The 18562-nt window shown below is 71.6% G+C and carries 23 protein-coding genes; 2 read left to right on the top strand and 21 right to left on the bottom strand.

Features of this window, described 5'->3' with window-relative positions; all coding sequences use genetic code 11:
• Positions 1-3: 3 nt before the first annotated feature.
• The 8 genes from C2L59_RS04075 to C2L59_RS04110 form a co-directional block, all read right to left on the bottom strand.
• The gene (locus C2L59_RS04075) at positions 4-609 is read right to left on the bottom strand and encodes a DNA-binding response regulator (protein ID WP_103348153.1); all 606 of its coding nucleotides are present in this window, start codon (positions 607-609) and stop codon (positions 4-6) included.
• Positions 606-1805, bottom strand: a complete 1200-nt coding sequence (locus tag C2L59_RS04080; RefSeq protein ID WP_103348194.1) for a sensor histidine kinase — start codon at positions 1803-1805, stop codon at positions 606-608. The genes C2L59_RS04075 and C2L59_RS04080 overlap by 4 nt, the downstream gene beginning before the upstream one ends.
• A gap of 19 nt (positions 1806-1824) precedes the next feature.
• Positions 1825-2565: an ABC transporter permease gene (locus C2L59_RS04085; protein WP_103348154.1), complete on the bottom strand. Its 741-nt coding sequence runs from the start codon at positions 2563-2565 to the stop codon at positions 1825-1827.
• The gene (locus tag C2L59_RS04090) at positions 2562-3494 is read right to left on the bottom strand and encodes an ABC transporter ATP-binding protein (protein ID WP_199198904.1); all 933 of its coding nucleotides are present in this window, start codon (positions 3492-3494) and stop codon (positions 2562-2564) included. Before C2L59_RS04090 ends, C2L59_RS04085 begins: the two co-directional genes overlap by 4 nt.
• A 188-nt stretch (positions 3495-3682) precedes the next feature.
• Positions 3683-5071 (bottom strand): glycine--tRNA ligase, encoded by a 1389-nt coding sequence (locus C2L59_RS04095; RefSeq protein WP_103348156.1) that lies wholly within the window; start codon positions 5069-5071, stop codon positions 3683-3685.
• A gap of 87 nt (positions 5072-5158) precedes the next feature.
• A complete protein-coding gene (locus tag C2L59_RS04100) occupies positions 5159-5812 on the bottom strand; it encodes a class F sortase (RefSeq protein WP_103348195.1) in 654 nt (217 codons plus the stop codon).
• A gap of 80 nt (positions 5813-5892) precedes the next feature.
• Complete coding sequence (locus tag C2L59_RS04105) at positions 5893-6534, bottom strand: class F sortase (RefSeq protein WP_103348157.1); 642 nt, start codon at positions 6532-6534, stop codon at positions 5893-5895.
• On the bottom strand, positions 6535-7623 hold the full coding sequence (locus tag C2L59_RS04110; protein WP_103348158.1) for a hypothetical protein: 1089 nt from the start codon (positions 7621-7623) through the stop codon (positions 6535-6537). It abuts the gene before it with no gap.
• Positions 7624-7898: 275 nt separating this feature from the next.
• On the opposite strand from C2L59_RS04110, the gene C2L59_RS04115 reads away from it, so the two are divergent.
• Both C2L59_RS04115 and C2L59_RS04120 read left to right on the top strand, forming a co-directional pair.
• On the top strand, positions 7899-8255 hold the full coding sequence (locus tag C2L59_RS04115; protein ID WP_103348159.1) for a helix-turn-helix transcriptional regulator: 357 nt from the start codon (positions 7899-7901) through the stop codon (positions 8253-8255).
• The gene (locus tag C2L59_RS04120) at positions 8255-8668 is read left to right on the top strand and encodes a Fur family transcriptional regulator (protein ID WP_103348160.1); all 414 of its coding nucleotides are present in this window, start codon (positions 8255-8257) and stop codon (positions 8666-8668) included. The genes C2L59_RS04115 and C2L59_RS04120 overlap by 1 nt, the downstream gene beginning before the upstream one ends.
• Before the next feature lie 133 nt (positions 8669-8801).
• Here C2L59_RS04120 and C2L59_RS04125 read toward each other — a convergent pair whose 3' ends face one another.
• The 13 genes from C2L59_RS04125 to C2L59_RS04185 all read right to left on the bottom strand — a co-directional run bounded on the left by C2L59_RS04125 (position 8802) and on the right by C2L59_RS04185 (position 18469).
• Positions 8802-9521: a TIGR03943 family protein gene (locus C2L59_RS04125; RefSeq protein WP_103348161.1), complete on the bottom strand. Its 720-nt coding sequence runs from the start codon at positions 9519-9521 to the stop codon at positions 8802-8804.
• Entirely contained in the window at positions 9518-10531 is a 1014-nt protein-coding gene (locus C2L59_RS04130) for a permease (RefSeq protein WP_199198905.1), read from the bottom strand. Before C2L59_RS04130 ends, C2L59_RS04125 begins: the two co-directional genes overlap by 4 nt.
• A gap of 120 nt (positions 10532-10651) precedes the next feature.
• Entirely contained in the window at positions 10652-11077 is a 426-nt protein-coding gene (locus tag C2L59_RS04135) for a hypothetical protein (RefSeq protein WP_103348163.1), read from the bottom strand.
• Positions 11074-11889: an isoprenyl transferase gene (locus tag C2L59_RS04140; protein ID WP_103348164.1), complete on the bottom strand. Its 816-nt coding sequence runs from the start codon at positions 11887-11889 to the stop codon at positions 11074-11076. The genes C2L59_RS04135 and C2L59_RS04140 overlap by 4 nt, the downstream gene beginning before the upstream one ends.
• Before the next feature lie 41 nt (positions 11890-11930).
• A complete protein-coding gene (gene recO / locus C2L59_RS04145) occupies positions 11931-12734 on the bottom strand; it encodes a DNA repair protein RecO (protein WP_103348165.1) in 804 nt (267 codons plus the stop codon).
• Positions 12735-12783: 49 nt separating this feature from the next.
• Positions 12784-13269, bottom strand: coding sequence for a CD225/dispanin family protein (locus tag C2L59_RS04150; RefSeq protein ID WP_103348166.1), 486 nt, complete (start codon positions 13267-13269; stop codon positions 12784-12786).
• Positions 13270-13333: 64 nt separating this feature from the next.
• Positions 13334-14392: an RDD family protein gene (locus tag C2L59_RS04155; protein ID WP_103348167.1), complete on the bottom strand. Its 1059-nt coding sequence runs from the start codon at positions 14390-14392 to the stop codon at positions 13334-13336.
• A gap of 137 nt (positions 14393-14529) precedes the next feature.
• The gene (locus C2L59_RS04160; protein ID WP_103348196.1) at positions 14530-14985 is read right to left on the bottom strand and encodes a DUF2752 domain-containing protein; all 456 of its coding nucleotides are present in this window, start codon (positions 14983-14985) and stop codon (positions 14530-14532) included.
• On the bottom strand, positions 14982-15326 hold the full coding sequence (locus C2L59_RS04165) for a CD225/dispanin family protein (RefSeq protein WP_103348168.1): 345 nt from the start codon (positions 15324-15326) through the stop codon (positions 14982-14984). Before C2L59_RS04165 ends, C2L59_RS04160 begins: the two co-directional genes overlap by 4 nt.
• 26 nt (positions 15327-15352) lie before the next feature.
• Entirely contained in the window at positions 15353-15724 is a 372-nt protein-coding gene (locus tag C2L59_RS04170; RefSeq protein WP_103348169.1) for a CD225/dispanin family protein, read from the bottom strand.
• Positions 15725-15901: 177 nt separating this feature from the next.
• The gene (gene era / locus C2L59_RS04175; RefSeq protein ID WP_103348170.1) at positions 15902-16798 is read right to left on the bottom strand and encodes a GTPase Era; all 897 of its coding nucleotides are present in this window, start codon (positions 16796-16798) and stop codon (positions 15902-15904) included.
• Entirely contained in the window at positions 16795-17133 is a 339-nt protein-coding gene (locus C2L59_RS04180) for a cytidine deaminase (RefSeq protein WP_103348171.1), read from the bottom strand. Before C2L59_RS04180 ends, era begins: the two co-directional genes overlap by 4 nt.
• Positions 17126-18469 carry a hemolysin family protein gene (locus tag C2L59_RS04185; protein WP_103348172.1) on the bottom strand — a complete coding sequence of 448 codons (1344 nt, stop codon included), beginning with the start codon at positions 18467-18469 and terminating at the stop codon, positions 17126-17128. Before C2L59_RS04185 ends, C2L59_RS04180 begins: the two co-directional genes overlap by 8 nt.
• Between the last annotated feature and the right edge of the window lie 93 nt (positions 18470-18562).

An 18562-nucleotide genomic window follows, 5' to 3' on the forward strand; every position in this document is an offset into this window, starting at 1 on the left:
GGCTCAGAGCCAGCCACGCTCCTCGGCGACGCGCACGGCTTCGGCCCGCGTCCGCGCCCCGGTCTTCCCGATCGCCGCGGACAGGTGGTTGCGGACGGTGCCTTCGGACAGGTGCAGGGCGCGGGCCACGTCGGCCACCGTGCTGCCGTCCTTGGCCTCCCGCAGCACGTCCCGCTCCCGCCCGGTGAGCGGGCTGGCACCGGTGGCGAGGGATTCCGCGGCCAGCGCCGGATCCACCACCCGCAGTCCACTGTGGACCCGGCGGACGGCTTCGACGAGCTGTTCCGGCGGCGCGTCCTTGACGACGAACCCGGCCGCACCGGCCGCCATCGCGCGGGCGAGGTAGCCGGGCCGCCCGAACGTCGTGCAGATGATCACCCGGCACGACGGCAGCGCGGCCCGCAGGTCGGCCGCGGCCTCCAGGCCGTCCTTGCCGGGCATCTGGACGTCCAGCAGGGCGACGTCGGGCTTCGCCTCGCGGGCGGCGGCCACCACCTCGTCGCCGGAGCCCACCTGCCCGACCACCTCGATGTCGTTCTCGAGGCCCAGCACGGTGGCCAGGGCCCCGCGGACCATGGCCTGGTCGTCGGCCAGCAGCACCCGGATCAAGCGAGTCCTCCCGCGGGTTCGGCGCGCACGGCCGGGGCGGCCGGGCTCGGTTCGGGGTGCGGGATCTCCGCCCGCACCAGCAATCCTCCCCCGGGCCGGACGGACGCCCGCACGGTGCCCCCGACGGCTTCGAGCCGCTCGGCGAGCCCGCGCAGGCCGTTGCCCTGGACGAGCTCGGTGGCCCGGCCGTCGTCCTCGACCTCCAGCCAGTTCTCCCCCAGCCGCACGCGCACCCGCTTGGCGCCGGAGTGGCGCAGGACGTTCGTCACGGCTTCCCGCAGCACGTACCCGAAGGGGTTCTGGAACTCCGGCCGGACGTTGTCGACGGCGTGCGGCAGGTCGGCGTCGATTTCCGCGGCTCGCAGCGCCGCGCGGGCGCCGACGAGCTCGACCGACAGCGACACCTCGCGGTTCGCCGACACGGTCGCGCGGACGTCGGACAGCGCGCTGCGGGTGAGGCTCTCCACCTCGCGGATCTCCTCGACCGCCCGCGGGATGTCGCCGGCGCTCTCCAGCACCCGCCGGGCCAGCCCCGCCTTGACGGTGATCGTGGTGAGGCTGTGCCCGAGCAGGTCGTGCAGGTCGCGGGCCAGCCGCTCCCGCTCGTTCGCCACGGCCAGCGTGGCGATCTCCTTGTTGGCCTGTTCCAGGTGCCGGACGGCGCGGATCAGGCTGGACATGAAGAACATCGCCAGCGTGACCGACGCGACCGTGATCAAGTCCCCGTAGTCGTCCGCGAAGCGGCCGGTCAGCAGGAGGATCCCGACCGCCACCACGAGGGCCCCACCGTCGAGGATCACCACCCACACCGGCGCCACCAGGAAGACCATCACCGCGGTGCCGTAGAGCATGACGAACGGGTTGGCGTGCACGGCGGTGACCACGGCGAGCCCGAGTACGAGCATCCCGATCCCGTAGGCGAACCGAGCCGGGCGGCCGTGGTCGAACACCATCGGGAAGAACGCGTACGAGGCCGCGTAGCCGTAGACCAGCACCCACAGCACCACCACGGCGGGCGTCACCGGGTGCGCCAGCAGTGACTTGGTGACCGGGATCAAGAACGGCAGGGTGAACACGATCGAGAAGATCGGCCACCGCACCTTGTCGGGCCCGCCGCCGTCACGGCCGCGTGGCGGGTCCGCCCACCACGTCTCCCGGTTGCCCAGGCCGAACTTGTGGCTCTCGGACTCCGCCATCGCCATTCCCCTCCGGCCCTCAGACGCGGGCGCTGTCCTTAAGGTAACGCCTGATCACCAGCGCCCCGAGCACTACCGTCCACCCGCCGAGCACGCCGACGGCCTGCGGCAGCGAGACCACCAGGTCGCTGGTCACCGCCGGTCGCGCCACCTGCAGCACCCAGTAGGTCGGCATGAGCTGGGCGACGTCGTGCATCCAGCCGGGCATCGTCTCGATCGGGATCCACAGCCCGCCCAGGAATCCCATGCCGAGCGTGACGAGCATGTTGATCGGCTGCATCGAATCCGGCGTGCCGAACTGGCCGAGCAGCAGGCCCAGCAGCACCAGCGGGATCGTGCCGAGCCAGATGCCGGCGAAGATGCGGACCCAGCCGCTCGCGTCGACGTGCACGCCCTCGGCCAGCACGCCCAGCAGCGGGACGAGCACCAGCGCGGGCAGCCCCACGAGCATCCCGGAGATCCCCTTGCCGGCCAGGTAACCGGTGCCGGTCAGCGGGGTCAGGCGCAGCTGCCGCTGCCAGCCGACGGCCCGTTCCAGGGCGAGCCGGGCGCCGCTGTTGGTCGCCGCGGCGAAGACGCCGAACGTCATCATGTCGATCATGATCACGGCCGCGATCTGCGCGTGGTCCGGATCGCTCGTCTTGGTGAAGACGTTGGCCTGCAACAGGAACATCAGCACCGGGAAGGCCACGACGAAGATCAGGAACCGCGGCGCCCGGAAGTTGCGGCGGATCTCGGTGAGCAGGTAGGTGGCGTTCATCGCACGGGCTCCGCGGTCTCGTCGGCGGTCAGGGACAGGAAGGCGCCTTCGAGGCCGACGGCGCTGATTTCGACGTCGCGTGCGGCCGGCACCGCGGCCTTGAGCGCCCACAGCGTGGCGTCGGAGTCGGCGCTGGAGATCGCGACGCGGTCGCCGCGCAGCTCGAACTCCTTGACGCCGGGCAGCGCCGCGATGACGGCTTCGGTGGCGCCCGGGACGGCGGCGCGCAGCGTGCGGCCGCCGGCCAGCGCGCGGACCTCGGCGACGGAGCCGTCGGCGACGATCCGGCCGCGGCGCATCAGCACCACGCGGTCGGCGAACTCCTCGGCCTCTTCGAGGTAGTGCGTCGCGAACAGGACGGTGCGGCCGGACTCGGTGAAGGCGTACATCGACTGCCAGAACTCGCGCCGCGTGCCGACGTCCATCGCCGCGGTCGGTTCGTCGAGGATCAGCAGGTCCGGGTCGCTGACCAGGGCGACGGCGAACCGCACACGCTGCTTCTGGCCACCGGAGAGCTTGTTCGCCCGGCGGCCGGCCAGCTCCTCGACACCGGCGGCGCGCAGGGCTTGGGCCACCGGCATCGGCTTGCGGCGCAGCGCCGCGACCATGCCGACGGTCTCGCCGACGGTCAGGTCGTCCATCAGGGCCCCGCCCTGCAGCATCGCGCCGATCAGGCCGGCGCGGACGGCGTCGATCGGCTTGCGCCCGAACACGCGCACGTCACCGGCGCCGGGGCTGGTCAGCCCGAGGATCATGTCGACGGTGGTGGACTTGCCGGCGCCGTTGGGGCCGAGCAGGGCGACCACTTCGCCCGGGGCGATCGTCAGGTCGACGCCGTCGACCGCGTGGACTTCGCCGTAGTGCTTGCGCAGGCCGGTGAGATGGACCGCGGCCCCCGCCGCCACCGCCTGGGTGTCTGTTTCTCGCATGTCCCCAGGCTGCCGCCCGGAAGGCCCGGGTCCCCGGATCGTGCGTCACGTCTTGGCCGTGACAGGTGTCAGGGGTCCCGGCCCCAAGCGCCCCAATGTGGCGTTGGTTGCGTCCAACGCACCCAATGTGGCGTTCGGTGCATCCAACGCACCGAACGCCACATTGGGGCGCTCGGAAGCCGGGTGGGTCAGCAGCCGATGAGGCGGCCCGCCAGGTAGGACTCGAGCTGGTCGATCGCGATCCGCTCCTGCGACATCGAGTCGCGCTCGCGCACGGTCACGGCCTGGTCCTCGAGCGAGTCGAAGTCCACCGTGACGCAGTACGGCGTGCCGATCTCGTCCTGGCGCCGGTAGCGGCGGCCGATCGCCTGGGCGTCGTCGAAGTCGACGTTCCAGTGCTTGCGCAGGGTCGCCGCCACCTCCTTGGCCTTCGGGGTCAGGTCGGCGTTGCGCGAGAGCGGCAGCACCGCGACCTTGAACGGCGAAAGCCGCGGATCGAGCTTCAGCACCACGCGGATGTCGGTGCCGCCCTTGGCGTTCGGCACCTCTTCCTCGACGTAGGAGTCCACCAGGAACGCCATCATCGAGCGCCCGACACCGGCCGCCGGCTCGATGACGAACGGCCGGTACCGCTGGCCCGAGGCCTGGTCGAAGAACGACAGGTCCTGGCCCGAGTGGTTCGAGTGCGTCGTCAGGTCGAAGTCGGTGCGGTTCGCGATGCCCTCGAGCTCGCCCCACTCCTGACCCGCGTTGAACGCGAACCGGTACTCGATGTCGACGGTGCGCTTCGCGTAGTGCGAGAGCTTTTCCTTCGGGTGCTCGTAGTGGCGCAGGTTCTCGGCCTTGATGCCGAGGTCGGTGTACCACTCCGTGCGCTGGTCGATCCAGTACTGGTGCCAGCGCTCGTCCTCGCCCGGCTCGACGAAGAACTCCATCTCCATCTGCTCGAACTCGCGCGTCCGGAAGATGAAGTTGCCCGGCGTGATCTCGTTGCGGAAGGACTTGCCGATCTGGCCGATGCCGAACGGCGGCTTCTTGCGCGAGGTCGTCTGGACGTTGGAGAAGTTCACGAAGATGCCCTGCGCGGTCTCCGGGCGGAGGTAGTGCAGGCCCTCTTCGGACTCCACCGGGCCGAGGTAGGTCTTCAGCATCATGTTGAAGTCCCGCGGCGGGGTGTACTGGCCGCGCGTGCCGCAGTTCGGGCACGGCACCTCGGACAGGTCGTCCTCGCTGGTCTCCTTGCCGGTGCGCGCCGCGAACTCCTCGGCGAGCTGGTCGGCGCGGAAGCGCTTGTGGCACGACAGGCACTCGATCAGCGGGTCGGTGAACACGTTGACGTGCCCCGAAGCGACCCAGACCTCACGCGGCAGGATCACCGACGAGTCGAGGCCGACGACGTCGTCGCGGCCCTGGACCACGGTCTTCCACCACTGGCGCTTGATGTTGTCCTTGAGCTCGACCCCGAGCGGCCCGTAGTCCCACGCAGAGCGGGTGCCGCCGTAGATTTCTCCGCTGGCGAAGACGAAACCACGGCGCTTGCACAGGCTGATGATCTTCTCAATGGTGTTCGTGGGCACTCCACGCTCCGAAAAGCTTGCGGGGACGGTTCAGGACTGAACGTCCAGGGTATCGGCCGGGGCCCACCGCTTTTCGCGCAGGTGAGCCTACGGCCGCGCCACCAGCGACGCCGTCACGACGCGGTTGTCCTCGTACCCCTCGCTGCCGCCGACGTACTCGCCGCCGCAGGTGACCAGCAGCAGCTTGTGCGGGCCGGCCGGGTCGAACAGCTGCTCGGAGCGGCCGGCGAGGTCCGATTTGTGCACGGTCTCGGTGGCGTCGATCCGGTACACCCAGGCGCCGCCCGCGGCGTCGGTCAGCTTGACCTCCTGCCCCTGCTTCACCTGCCAGAGCTCGTTGAACGGGCCCTTCTTGCCCTTCCAGTTGACGTGCCCGGACAGCAGCGCGACACCGTGGTCGGCGCCCAGGTTCGCGCCCCACCAGGCGGCTTCGTCAAGCCCCTCCGGGATCTTCAGCGCGCCCGCGGCGTCCAGGCCCTCCTGGATCAGCTTCGCGGTGCCGCCGCCGGGCAGGGACAGCTGCGCCGGCGCCTTGCCGGCGTCCTGGGCGGTGTTCGGCGACGCGGGCTGGTTCGCGGCCGGGACGGGCGCGCCCGCGCCGTTCGCGACGGCGGGTTCATCCTTTCCAGTGAACACGAGCAGGGTCACGACCAGCGCCGCGACCAGGAACGCCCCGGCGACGCCGACGATCCACCAGCGGCCGGAGCTCTTCTTCGGCTCCGCCGGGTTCGGGTCCTGCATGTGCTTGTGCTCCTTCGCGGTCGGGGGCAGTGCACGGAGGGACATGCCGCGAAGAGCGCAGGAGGTTGCAGCGAGTTCGATCAGCCGGTGGGGCGCGTCACCAGCCGGGCGGTGACCAGGCGGTTCTCGTCGTAGCCCTCGGTTCCGCCGACGTAGTCGCCGCCGCAGGTCACCAGCACGAGCCGGTGCGGGCCGTCCTGCCCGAACCACCGGGTGGCCTGGGCCGGCAGCAGTTCCTTCGGCACCGTGACGACGTCGTCCACGCGGTAGACCCACCGGCCGCCGCGCGCGTCGACGACGCTGACCTCGTCGCCCCGGCGCAGCCGCCACAGCTCGTCGAACGGCCCGCGCCGGCCCTCCCAGTTCACGTGCCCGGACAGCAGCGCCGCCCCCTGGGCCGCGCCCAGCTTGGCGCCCCACCAGGCGGCGTCGCCGAGGCCGCGCGGAATCGGCAGCACGCCGGTGCCGGTGAGTTCGGTGCGGACCAGGCGGGCGGTGGCGCCGCCGGGCAGCCGGACCGTGCCGGGCCGCTGCTGCGCGGCGGACTCGCTGTCGGCGGGCAGCACGGCCGGGGCCGCGTCCTCTCCCGGCAGGGCGCCGGGCGGCGGGGCGGCGAGCGACGTGGTGGTGGTCGGCGGCAGCCAGGTCAGCACGATGATCCCGGCCGCGAAGGCGGCCACGGCCAGCGCCGCCGAGACGGCGGCCAGCGCGGTGCGCAGCACCTAGCCCGACCCGGTCTTGCGCCGCCGGCCGAGCAGCAGCGCGACCGCGGCGAAGAACACCCCGCCGAAGAGCAGGCCGAGGCCGAGCGGGACGCGGGAACCGTCGCTGTCCGTGGCGGGCGCAGCCGCGCCCAGGTACCCGGCCGGTACCTGCGTCGGCACCGGGGCCTGGGTGGCGGTCGCCCCGCCGGCCGGACCGGCGGCCTTCGCGACGAACCCCTTCGGCACCGAGCAGCTGACCCCGCCGAGGACGATGGTGGTCCGCACGTCCTGCAGCGCGGCGCCCTGGGCGTCCTTGACGTGGGTGGTGATCTCGATCCGCCAGCCGGCGACGGCGGTGAAGTCGCCGCTGCGCCAGCCGTCCTGGCGGATCAGCTGGTCGAAGACGGCGACGCGGGTCAGCTTGAGGTCGGAGACCGTCGTCGCCCGGTCGGCGTTCGTGATGTCGCCGGGCGGGCCGAGGCGCAGGTTCGCCAGCTGGAGACCGGCGTTGCCGCCGGGCATCGGGACGATGCCGAGCCCGCCCCCGGCCTGGCGCACCCACAGCCGCGTCACCGAGCTCGCCGAGGAAAGTTTCGCCGGGCCGGTGCAGTCGACCGAGGTTTTGGCCCCTTCCAGGACGAGCACGGTGTTGTCGGCCGGCTTGGCCCCGCCCTGCCAGGTGTCGCGCAGCGCGTAGTTCGTCTCCGCGACGGCGGTGGGGACGGTGGTGGCCTGCAGGGCGGCGAAGACGTTGTGGTCCCGGCTCGGGACGCCCGGCGGGTACGGGTTCTGTGACGCGCTGTAACGGCCGAGGTCGATCTGGTAGTGCCCGCCGAAGGTGGCGCGCTCGCCGTCGTCCTTGGGCACCGAGACGCGGTCCGCGCCGAGCTTCGACTGGCCGGGCAGCAGCGGTGACCGCTGCGTTTCGGTGATCAGGGCGCCGCCGCGCTGGCCTTCGGCCCCGATCCGCACCGAGGCGATGTTCGCGAACGAAACCGGGCCGGTCTTCTCGTCGACGGCCTGGCTCTGCGCCCCGGCCACGCCCACTCCGGCCAGGGGGAACACCACGGCCGTCACGGCGACCGCCCTCGTCACGAAACGCCTCATGTCTCCCCACTGCTCTGCTCAGGCGGGTCGTCAGCGTACGAGAAGCGACGAAACTCTCCGCGACAACCTTGCACCGTCGGCCACCGCATGCGAAGCCGAAGGGCCAATATCCCACGAACTCACCCGGATGGGGTAATACGACCGGCCGTACCCCGCAGCTCGGCGCCGAAGCAGAGGTCCCGACCGGGGGAACACTAGGATGGGCGACGCCGTTATCGGCAATGACTACGGAATTCATGGTCGCGGGTGGCGGACGAGCAGCGGTGGAGGCGGGAATGGCGACGGTGACGGGGAGCGACGGCCCGCCGGGGCTCGCGGAGTGCACGCCGGCGTCCCCGGCGCACCCCTCGCCGTCGGTCCTGGGCGACGCGGGCGACCTGCTGCGCGCGCTGGCGGCGCCGGTCCGGATCGCGATCGTGCTGCAGCTGCGCGAAGCCGACCGCTGCGTGCACGAGCTGGTGGACGCCCTCGACGTCGCGCAGCCGCTGATCAGCCAGCACCTGCGGGTGCTGAAGACGGCCGGGGTGGTCCAGGGCGAGCGCCGCGGCCGCGAGGTCGTCTACCGGCTCGCCGACGACCACCTGGCGCACATCGTGGTCGACGCCGTCGCCCACGTGCAGGAAGGAAAGTGATGGACACCGCCGCGTCGCGCAGCCAGGCCCCGGTCCCCGGGCGCCGATCCACCCGGCAGCGAGCCGCGGTCGTCGAGCTGCTGAGCACGATCGACGACTTCCGCAGCGCCCAGGAACTGCACGACGAGCTGCGCAAACGCGGCGACGGCATCGGCCTGACGACGGTGTACCGCACCCTGCAGTCCCTGTCGGAGGCCGGCGAGATCGACGTCCTGCGCACGGATTCGGGCGAAGCGATCTACCGCCGCTGTTCGGCCCACCACCACCATCACCTGGTGTGCCGCCTGTGCGGCCGCACGGTCGAGGTCGAGGGGCCGGCGGTGGAGCGCTGGGCGGAGAAGATCGCGGCCGAGCACGGCTTTTCGGAGATTTCGCACACGGTGGAGATCACCGGCACCTGCGCCGAGCACTAGCCCGGCCCCGACCGCTCCTCGCGTACCCGCAGGGTCGGCCCGCGTACCCGCAGGGTCGGCCCGCCGATCCGACCCTCCGGGTACGCAAACCGACCGTCTGGGTACGCAGGCCGACCCGCTGGGTACCGGATTGTCAGTACTCGTAGGGGTCCTCCGGAGTGGGGACGGTCGTCACCGAAGCCGGGGTGAAGTCGGGGGTGTAGCTCGTCGCTTTCGTGGCCGTGCCCGGGACCACCTGGCCGGTCACCTGGATCCAGGCGTCGCTCGCGAGGTGGTCGGCTTCGCCGCCGCGGAGGTGGACCGTCACCGGGAACGCGTCCGCCGCGCAGCAGCTGATCACCAGGCGCGCCAGCAACGTCCGGCCTCCGGTGTGCACGACGAAGCCGGTAAGGGAAACCGTGCGGCCGTTGAGGGTGCCGGCGGCATCCCACCCCGCGCGGCTGACGAACTCGTTGACCGGCAACGGCACCACGTTCCCCGCCGGCAGCGGCGGGAACGCCGCCGCGTCGGCCGCCGCCGCGCTCGCCGGGGCCCGGGCCTCGGTGCGGATCACCGAGTCCGCGCCCAGGGCCGGCGGCGCCACCAGGAACACCGCCAGCACCGGCACCAGCAGCAGCCACGCCGGACGAGCGGAGTGCGCGTGCCCGTCGTGGTCGTGGCTCACGGACCGCCGCGCCGCCAGGAGGTCGCGCACGATCGCGACCGCGCCCAGCACCACCATCACGGCGCCGCCCGCGACGATCCACGGCTGCTGCGCCGGTTTGACGTACCGCAGGTAGTCGCCGTTGACCGCGATCTTGACCAGCGCCCCGCCGAGCAGGATCAGCAGGATGTTCTGGGTCTCCCGTTTCACGCGACCCCCACCAGGAATCCGGCCCCCACCGCGCAGGCCACCGCCACCACGAACGTCGCCGGGGCGAACCTCGCCGCGAACGACCTGCCGAACGTGCCCGCCTGCAACGCGAACAGCTTCACGTCGATCGCCGGGCCCACCACCAGGAACACCAGCTTCGGCAGCAACGGCAGCGCCGCCAGCGAGGCCGCGACGAACGCGTCCGCCTCGCTGCACAGGGCCAGCACCACCGCCAGCACCGCCAGCACCACCACCCCCAGCACCAGCTGGTCACCCAGCACGCCGAACCAGCGAGCCGGCACCAGGACGTTCAGCGCCGACGAGATCAGCGCCCCCAGCACCAGGAAACCGCCCGCCTCGACCAGGTCCGTGCGCGCGGTCTCGGCGAACACCCGCCACCGCCGGCCGGCCGCGACCTCCGGGAGACGCTGCAGCGCCCGCGCGGTGATCCACTCGAGCTTGCCCCAGCGGGCCCACAGCCAGCCCATCACCATCGCCGTGGCCAGCGAACCCGCGAACCGGGCCAGGACCATCTCCGGCTTGCCGGGGAACGCCACCGCCGTCGCCACCAGCACCACCGGGTTCACCGCCGGGGCCGCCAGCAGGAACGTCAGCGCCGCGGCGGGGGCCACGCCCTGCCCCATCAGCCGCCGGGCCACCGGGACCGAGGCGCATTCGCAGCCCGGCAGCGCGACCCCGGCCAGCCCGGCGACACCGACCGCCGCGCCGGGCCGGCGGGGCATGATCTTCTCCAGCACGCGAGCCGGCACGAACGCCGCGATGGCCCCGCTGATCAGCACGCCCAGCACGAGGAACGGCAGCGCCTGCACGCAGACGGCGACGAACACCGTCGAGCCGGTGCGCAACGCGGGCACGTCGAACACCTCTTGCAGCCACCCCTGCGCGAGGATCGCGATCAGCAGGATCGCGCACAGCACTTCGACCGAGCTGATCCGGAACCGGCGGGTGCGCCGGCCGGGCCCGGCCTCGGTGTCGGAAACGATGTTCACGACGGCGATGATGCCAGGACCGTCCGACCGGACGTGACCCGCACGGTCCGCGAAGGGAAGATCACGGTCCGTTTCGGTACGGAATCCTCCGTTCGCGGCGGAAAATCCACCCCGGACGGGTCAGTCGCCGGGCACGATTCCGGGCAGATCGGTCCGCAGCTGCGACGCCGTCGACACGACCAGCATCAGCAACGTCCCGAGCGCCGCCTCGTCCAGGCCGGCCGCCGGGAACGCGTACCGCAGCGTCACGTCGGCCCCGTTGTCCGAATGCCCGATCCCGAGCGTCCCGAACAGGCCCTGCCCGGCCCGCTCGGCGACGGCGATCGAGAGCGAAGGCGAATCCACCAGGTCCCAGCCGACCACGCAGGTCAGCGTGAGCACGGTGAGGCCCTCGCCGAGCCGGGTCGCCTGGATCACGCACGGGACGCCGCCGTGGGAGAACGTCAGCGCGCCGTCGTCGTCGACGTGCACCTCGAGGTAGCGCTCCAGTGACTCCCTCGCCCGCGTCAGCAGCTCCGCGGTTTCGGCCGCTTCCGTGGCGCTCACGACGAAGCCGCCTGGTCGACCGCGCCGCCGAAGCGGCGATCCCGCTTCGCGAACTCCAGGCAGGCCCGCCAGAGGTGCGTCCGGTCGAAGTCCGGGAACAGCGTGTCCTGGTAGACCATCTCGGCGTAGGCCGACTGCCACAGCAGGAAGTTCGACGTCCGCTGCTCGCCCGAGGGCCGCAGGAACAGGTCCACGTCCGGCATGTCCGGCTGGTACAGGTACTTCCCGATGGTCTTCTCGTTGACCTTGTCGGGGTTCAGCTTCCCGGCGGCGACGTCCTGCGCGATCCGCTGCATCGCGTCACCCAGCTCGGCCCGGCCGCCGTAGTTGACGCACATGGTCATGTTCAGCGCGGTGTTGTGCTTGGTCTTCTCCTCGGCCGCCTGCAGTTCCTTGATCACCGACGCCCACAGCTTCGGCCGCCGCCCGGCCCAGCGGATGCGCACGCCGATCGAGCCGAGGTAGTCGACCTGGCGGCGGATGGTGTCGCGGTTGAAGCCCATCAGGAACCGCACCTCTTCGGGGCTGCGCTTCCAGTTCTCGGTCGAGAACGCATACACCGAGAGCCACTTGACGCCGATTTCGACGGCTCCCGCGGCGACGTCGATCATCACCGCTTCGCCGCGCTTGTGGCCCTCGATCCGCGGCAGGCCGCGCTGGTTGGCCCAGCGGCCGTTGCCGTCCATGACCAGCGCTACGTGCTTGGGCACCAGCTCCCGCGGGATTTCCGGTGGTTTCGCGCCCGACGGGTGCGGATCCGGGGCCCGCAGCTCGTATCGCGACGCCTTGTTCTCGCGTCCCCTGCGCAGCACGGCGAGCCTCCCTGGATGGGTGAATCCGATCAGGCCCGACCCTACTGCCCGGGCACCGCCTGCCTGCCGGGGGTTCTGGTGGGTGAGCCTCCGGGTGCCACCGCTTCCCGGGCGCGTCGCTCGACCAGGGGAAGGGACCTCAGCTGCCGCTCCAGGTGCCACTGCAGGTGCGCCGCGACCAGGCCGCTCGCGTCGCGGCGGGTGCCGGGCAGGGTCGACTCGGCCAGCGGCCATTCGCCGTGCAGGAGGGCGGTGAGCAGGTCCAGGACCTCGGGGGCGGGGTGCACGGAGCCGGCGATCCGGCAGTCGGAGCACATCGAGCCGCCCGCGGCGATGCTGAACGCCTTGTGCGGGCCGGGCAGGCCGCAGCGGGCGCACTCGGTGAGCGCGGGCGCCCAGCCGGCGTAGGACATCGCGCGGAGCAGGAACGCGTCGAGCACCAGGGATGAATCGCGCTGCCCGTCGGCGAGCGCCCGCAGCGCCCCCACGACGAGGAGGTACAGCTTGAGCACCGGCTCGCCCTCTTCGGCCGAGAGCCGGTCCGCGGTTTCGGCGATCGCGCTGGCCGCGGTGTAGCTCTGGTAGTCGGCGACCAGCGGCAGCTGGAACGCGTCGACGGTCTCGACCTGGGTGATCACGTCGAGCGTCCGGCCGGTGTAGAACTGCACGTCGACGTGGCCGAACGGCTCCAGCCGCGCCCCGAAGCGCGACGAGGTGCGCCGCACGCCCTTCGCGACGGCGCGGACCTTGCCGTGCCGCCGGGTCAGCAGGGTGACGATCCGGTCGGCCTCACCCAGCTTGTGCGTGCGCAACACCACCCCGGTGTCGCGGTAGAGGTTCACCACCCCGACATCGTCCCACTTCGGGGTGATGCCGGGGTGGACCGACCCGGGTTCAGCAGTAGCGGCCGCAGGACGCGCTGAACGCGATGAGCGGGATGATCACCGCGAACAGCAGGATGACGCAGCTCAGGCCGCCCAGGATCGAGGAGACCAGGCAGAGCGTCTTGGTCGTCCGCGACGCCTGCTCCGCCATCATGTAGTTGCCCTGCATCTTGTACGTGCCGACCTCGTTGGACTTCATGATCGCGAAGATCCCGAGGATGATGCCGCCGAGGAAGAGCGAGGCGATGGCCCAGCCCTTGTAGTCCTTGATGGCGTTGAGGTCGCCGCCGCCGGGCATGCCGTAACCGGGCGCGCCGAAGCCACCGGTGGGCGGCTGGCCGTACGGCCCAGGCTGCCCGTACGGCGCCGGCTGCCCGTACGGCGCGGGCTGCCCGTAGGGCGCCGGCATGCCGCCGGACGGCGGGCCGTAGCCGGGCTGCTGCGGCTGCTGCGGCTGCTGGCCGTAGGGCTGCTGCTGGCCGTAGGGATTGGTCATGACGTTCTACCCCAACTGTTCGTGAACTTCCGCCGGAAACCCCGGCGTTGTGCGGAAAAGCGCCTCAGCGCTGGTCGTTCGGCGGCTGCTGCCCGAACTGGCCCGGCTGGATCTTCTGGGTCGCCTCGGATTCGCCCTGGGCGTCCGGGCGCAGCATCTGCGTCCGCTCGGCCTGCTCGTCGAAGGCGGAGCCGCTTCCCTGGCCCGGGCGCAGCATCTGGGTGCGCTCGGCCTGCTCGTCGAACGCACCGCCACCCGGCGGCGGCGCGAGGGGCTGCTGCCCGAACCCGCCCGGCTGCGGGGGCTGGGCCCCGAAGCCGCCGGAGGACGGCGGCTGGCCGAACCCGCCCGGCTGCGGCTGGCCGAAGCCGCCCGGCGCGGGCTGCTGCTCGAACCCGCCGGACTGCGGCTGCTGCGGGAAGCCGCCGGACGCGGGCTGCTGCGGGAAACCACCGGACGGCGGCTGGCCGAACTGGCCCGGCTGGCCCGGCGGCGGGAAGCCGCCGGCGAACGACTGCGCGCTCTGCGGCGCGAACGGCGCGGCCGCGTCGTCGGCGTTGACCACGACGGTGCCGATGATCTTGTCGGCGAGGGTCTGGCTCTTGTCGTCCCAGAGCGGCCACAGCCAGCCGACGTAGCAGATGATGTTGTCGACGAAGTGGGCGAGGTCGCGCACGAACGCCATGCCGGCGCCGATCGGCTGCCCGGTGTCCTCGCGGACGAGCTTGATCTTCGCGACGCGCTTGCCGAGCGACTGCCCGGTGTTGCCCTGCTGGATCCACCGGTTGTAGATCGACCAGCCGAGCCAGGCGAACCCGACGAGCACCGTCAGCAGCGAGCCCATGTTCCCGCTGAACGACAGCGGGATGACGATCGCGTACAGCAGGACGACGGGCCCGAAGTCGATGAGCGCGCCGAGGGCGCGCTGGCCCCAGGCCGCGTAGTTCCGCGGCGGGCCGAAGGGATTGCCCTGCTGGCCGTAGGGCGCCGGCTGCCCGAACGGCGCCGGCTGCCCGTAGGGCGTGGGCTGCCCGTACGGCGCCTGCCCCGGCGGCGGCTGCCCGAACGGCTGCTGGCCACCGGGCTGCTGCCCGAAGGACTGCTGACCGTAGGGATCGGTCATTGGGTCTCCCCCTCGCTGGTCACTCCACCGCACACCCGTGCGGGACCACCCCCGGTGAACGGCGTGGTCCGCGGGAGCGTACTCGGTTCGCAATCGGCGGTTCTGCTCAGGCTTCAGTCGTCCGGGTGAACGGCGGGTCAGACGCGCAGGCCGCTGAACGGGGCGAACGGGAGGTTGCGAATGACGAACCAGACGACGAACACCACGCCGAACACCAGGGGCGTCCACCGCCAGTGCAGCCAGCTGTTCATCGCGCGGCCACGCAGGCGCCCGAGCGTCCACGCCGCCATGCTCCAGACGAAGAGGAACACGAAGACGAACGACACGGCGTTGTAGTGCAACGCCGCCGGGATGTCGCCGTGCATCAGGCTGTACGCCATCCGCATGCCGCCGCAGCCCGGGCAGTCGATGCCGAACATCGCCTTCGTCGGGCAGAGGGGCAGGAACCCGCCGGGGGTGGTCGGGTCGCCGACCCAGACCACCACGCTGCACACGGCGAGCCCGCCGACGACGGCCAGCGGCGGGGCGAGCGCCCGCAGCTTCTGCCGGGTGCCGTGCGCGGGAATTCCCGTGTAGACGGTCGTCGCGGTCACGACGACCACCCGATCGCCGAGATGCCGATCGCCGACAGCACGACGAAAAAGATGATGTAGAGCAGCAGGAGGATCCCGACCGAAATGGCCGACCACATCGCCCACTTGCGGGCGTCGGCGGCGGCCTTCTGCGCCTCGGCGTGGAAGCCCTGGAACCAGAGCGACTGCACCTGGCCGGCCTTCACGATCGCGACCACGCCCAGGGGCAGGCAACACAGGACGGTGCTCAGGATGGCCCACACCATGTTGTTGTCCGGCGGCGGCCCGTAGTTGGGCGGGTAGCCGTAACCGGGAGGCGGCCCGCCGTAGGGCGGGTACGGCGGCGGGTACTGGTCGGTCACGCGGATCCTCCTGCTGCTCGGCTACGTCAGTATCGCGACGGCACCGTCGTGTTGATCGCGAACGCACCCGAAATCAGCAGGATGATCCACAGCACGTTGAGCACGACACCGACGATCGCGGCGATGATCGCCCACTTCTTGGCCGCGTCGGCGGCCTGCTGCGCGGCCGCGGTCTGGCCCTGCGCCCACAGCCCGTTCACCCTGGTGGCCTGCACGATCGACGCGATGCCGAACGGGAGGCAGCAGAGGATCGTGGTGAGGATGGCCCACACGAGGTAGTTGCTCGGGGGCGGGCCCGGCTGGTAGCCACCCGGCTGCCCGCCGGGGTAGTTCGGCTGCCCGCCGGGCTGGTTCGGCTGGTCGCCGGGGTAGTTGGGCATGCCCTGGCTGTCGGTCATGATCGGTTGTTCCCCTTCGTCGTGCTCCAGAGACGACCACCGGGTCCGCCGCCGCCCCGACCGGCCGCGGTGTGGTCGAAGCCGCGACTGTAGGGGGCGAGATCATCGCGTGCCCCGTGTTTCGTCCCGCCGCGACCGAATCGAGACCAGGAATTCCGCCGCCGCTCGCCGGCTGCGTCAGAAGCCGAGCCGGCGTAACTGACGGGGGTCGCGTTGCCACTCCTTGGCCACCTTGATGTGCAGGTCGAGGTAGACCTTCGAGCCGAGCAGCGCCTCGATGTTCTTGCGGGCGGCGGCGCCGACCTCGCGCAGCCGCTCGCCCTTGTGCCCCAGGATGATCCCCTTCTGGCTGGGCCGTTCCACGTAGAGGAACGCGTGCACGTCGACGAGGTCGTCGCGGCCCTCGCGGGGCAGCATTTCCTCGACGGTGACGGCGATCGAGTGCGGCAGCTCGTCGCGGACGCCTTCCAGCGCCGCCTCGCGGATCAGCTCGGCGACCAGGGTCTGCTCGGGTTCGTCGGTGAGCTCGCCGCCCGGGTAGAGCTGCGGGCCCTCCGGCAGCCGCCGGACCAGCAGGTCGGCCAGGGTGGAGACCTGGAAGCCGTCCACTGCGGACACCGGAACGAGCTCGGCGAACTCCATCACCTGCTGCAGGGCGAGCAACTGTTCGGCGACCTGCTGGGGCTGGACGAGGTCGGTCTTGGTGACGATGCCGATGACCGGGGTTCGCTTCGCGATTTTCTGCAGCTCGGCGGCGATGAACTTGTCGCCGGGGCCGATCTTCTCGTTCGCCGGCACGCAGAACCCGACGACGTCCACTTCGGACCACGTCGTGTGCACGATGTCGTTGAGCCGCTCGCCGAGCAGGGTGCGCGGGCGGTGCAGGCCGGGGGTGTCGATGAGGACGAGCTGGGCGTCCTCGCGGTGGACGATCCCGCGGATGGCGTGCCGGGTGGTCTGCGGCTTGCTGGAAGTGATCGCGACCTTGGTGCCGACGAGGGCGTTGGTCAGCGTCGACTTGCCGGCGTTGGGCCGGCCGACGAAGCAGGCGAAACCGGAACGGTGCTCGGTCATCGGGTCAGCACCTCGAGGATTTCGCCGTCCGGGGTGGCGAGGATGATCGGCGCGTACTTCGCGATGTCGCGCACGGCGTGCACGGACGCGCCCTTGAGGAGCCCTTCGCCGGTGACGACGGCGGCGGCCTCGATGCCCTCGGCGCCGCTGGAGAGCGCGGCGGCGACCGCGGCCTGGAGCGCGGTGAGCTTGAACGACGGCTGGTCGACCGTGCCGGCGGCGTAGGTGCGGCCGTCGGTGTCGCGGACCGCGGCGCCCTCGGGGGCCTGGATGCGGGCGCGCGAAGACCTGGCCAGCGTGACGAGTTTCTGGTCCTCGGCCTCGAGGTCAGGCATGTTCGACGCTCCTGTCGCGTTCGTCGGGGTGGGGCAGGCGCGTGCGGCGGCGCGTCCGGTCGACGGGGTCCGTCATGGCTTCGGCGTCGGCCGGGTGCACGACCACGGAGGTGATCCGCATCCGGCCGCGCCGGTCCTTGCCCCCTTCGGCGAACAGCCGAAGGCCGGCGACCTCGGCTTCGGCCCCCGGCAGCGGGACCCTACCCAGTCGTTCCGCGAGCAGCCCGCCCACCGTCTCCACGTCGTGGTCTTCGAGGTCGATGCCGAACAGTTCGCCCAGGTCGTCGACGGTCATCCGGGACGAGACGCGGACAGCGCCGCCGTCGAGCTCCTCGACCTCGGGGCGTTCGTCGGCGTCGGACTCGTCGGTGATTTCGCCGACGATCTCCTCGAGGACGTCTTCGATGGTGAGCAGGCCCGCGGTGCCGCCGTACTCGTCGACGGCGATCGCCATGTGGTTGTGCGAGCGCTGCATCTCCTTGAGCAGTTCGTCCAGGCGTTTCGAGTCGGGGACGAAGGACGCCGGGTTCATCACCGAGTCAACGACCGTGCTCGGCCCGCCGGGGTCGAGGTAGCCGGTCATCAGGTCCTTGATGTTGACGACGCCGACGATGTCGTCGACGGACTCGTCGATCACCGGCAGCCGGGTGAACCCGGTGCGCAGGGCGAGGGCGAGGGCCTGCCGGACGGTCTTGGTGCGCTCGATCCAGACGATCTCGGTGCGCGGCACCATGACCTCGCGCGCGACGGTGTCACCGAGCTCGAACACCGAGTGGATCATCTCGCGCTCGGAGTCCTCGACGACGCCGCGTTCCTGGGCCAGGTCGACCAGCTCGCGCAGCTCGACCTCGGAGGTGAAGGGGCCTTCGCGGAAGCCCTGGCCGGGGGTGATGGCGTTACCGATGAGGATGAGCAGGCGCGACAGCGGGCCGAGGACCGAGCCGAGGACGCGGACGGGCCCGGCGACGTACCGGCCGATGCGGTAGGGGTGCTGCCGGCCGAGGGTGCGCGGGCCGACGCCGATCAGGACGTAGCTGACCACGACCATCACGACGGCGGTGACCAGCACGGCGAGGCCGAGCGGCGCCAGGCGGGTGCCGACGAACACGGTGACCAGGACGGTCGCGGTGAGCTCGCAGCCGAGGCGCAGCAGGAGGAGCAGGTTGATGTGCCGGCGACGTTCGGCGACGACGGCGGCGAGGTGGCGGGCGCCGGGCAGCCCGAGCCGGGCGAGGCCGTCGGCCCGGGCCTGCGAAACGGTGCTGATCGCCGCGTCGGCCGCCGCGAACACGCCGGCCAGGAGGACGAGCGCGATCGCGAAGAAGAGCTGTTCCATGGCTGACGCCTAGGGCGCTTCCGAGGTCTGGCCGCAAGCGCCCCAATGTGGCGTTCGGTGCGTCAGACGCACCGAACGCCACATTGGGTGCGT

Source organism: Amycolatopsis sp. CA-128772, from assembly GCF_002904295.1.
GTDB lineage: Bacteria > Actinomycetota > Actinomycetes > Mycobacteriales > Pseudonocardiaceae > Amycolatopsis.

What these genes read in the sequence shown, in the direction of transcription:
- C2L59_RS04080 (WP_103348194.1), bottom strand. Translation starts at nt 1,805, where the DNA reads ATGGCGGAGTCCGAGAGCCACAAGTTCGGCCTGGGCAACCGGGAGACG.
- C2L59_RS04085 (WP_103348154.1), bottom strand. Translation starts at nt 2,565, where the DNA reads ATGAACGCCACCTACCTGCTCACCGAGATCCGCCGCAACTTCCGGGCG.
- C2L59_RS04090 (WP_199198904.1), bottom strand. Translation starts at nt 3,494, where the DNA reads ATGCGAGAAACAGACACCCAGGCGGTGGCGGCGGGGGCCGCGGTCCAT.
- C2L59_RS04100 (WP_103348195.1), bottom strand. Translation starts at nt 5,812, where the DNA reads ATGCAGGACCCGAACCCGGCGGAGCCGAAGAAGAGCTCCGGCCGCTGG.
- C2L59_RS04110 (WP_103348158.1), bottom strand. Translation starts at nt 7,623, where the DNA reads ATGAGGCGTTTCGTGACGAGGGCGGTCGCCGTGACGGCCGTGGTGTTC.
- C2L59_RS04115 (WP_103348159.1), top strand. Translation starts at nt 7,899, where the DNA reads ATGGCGACGGTGACGGGGAGCGACGGCCCGCCGGGGCTCGCGGAGTGC.
- C2L59_RS04120 (WP_103348160.1), top strand. Translation starts at nt 8,255, where the DNA reads ATGGACACCGCCGCGTCGCGCAGCCAGGCCCCGGTCCCCGGGCGCCGA.
- C2L59_RS04150 (WP_103348166.1), bottom strand. Translation starts at nt 13,269, where the DNA reads ATGACCAATCCCTACGGCCAGCAGCAGCCCTACGGCCAGCAGCCGCAG.
- C2L59_RS04155 (WP_103348167.1), bottom strand. Translation starts at nt 14,392, where the DNA reads ATGACCGATCCCTACGGTCAGCAGTCCTTCGGGCAGCAGCCCGGTGGC.
- C2L59_RS04170 (WP_103348169.1), bottom strand. Translation starts at nt 15,724, where the DNA reads ATGACCGACAGCCAGGGCATGCCCAACTACCCCGGCGACCAGCCGAAC.
- era (WP_103348170.1), bottom strand. Translation starts at nt 16,798, where the DNA reads ATGACCGAGCACCGTTCCGGTTTCGCCTGCTTCGTCGGCCGGCCCAAC.
- C2L59_RS04180 (WP_103348171.1), bottom strand. Translation starts at nt 17,133, where the DNA reads ATGCCTGACCTCGAGGCCGAGGACCAGAAACTCGTCACGCTGGCCAGG.
- C2L59_RS04185 (WP_103348172.1), bottom strand. Translation starts at nt 18,469, where the DNA reads ATGGAACAGCTCTTCTTCGCGATCGCGCTCGTCCTCCTGGCCGGCGTG.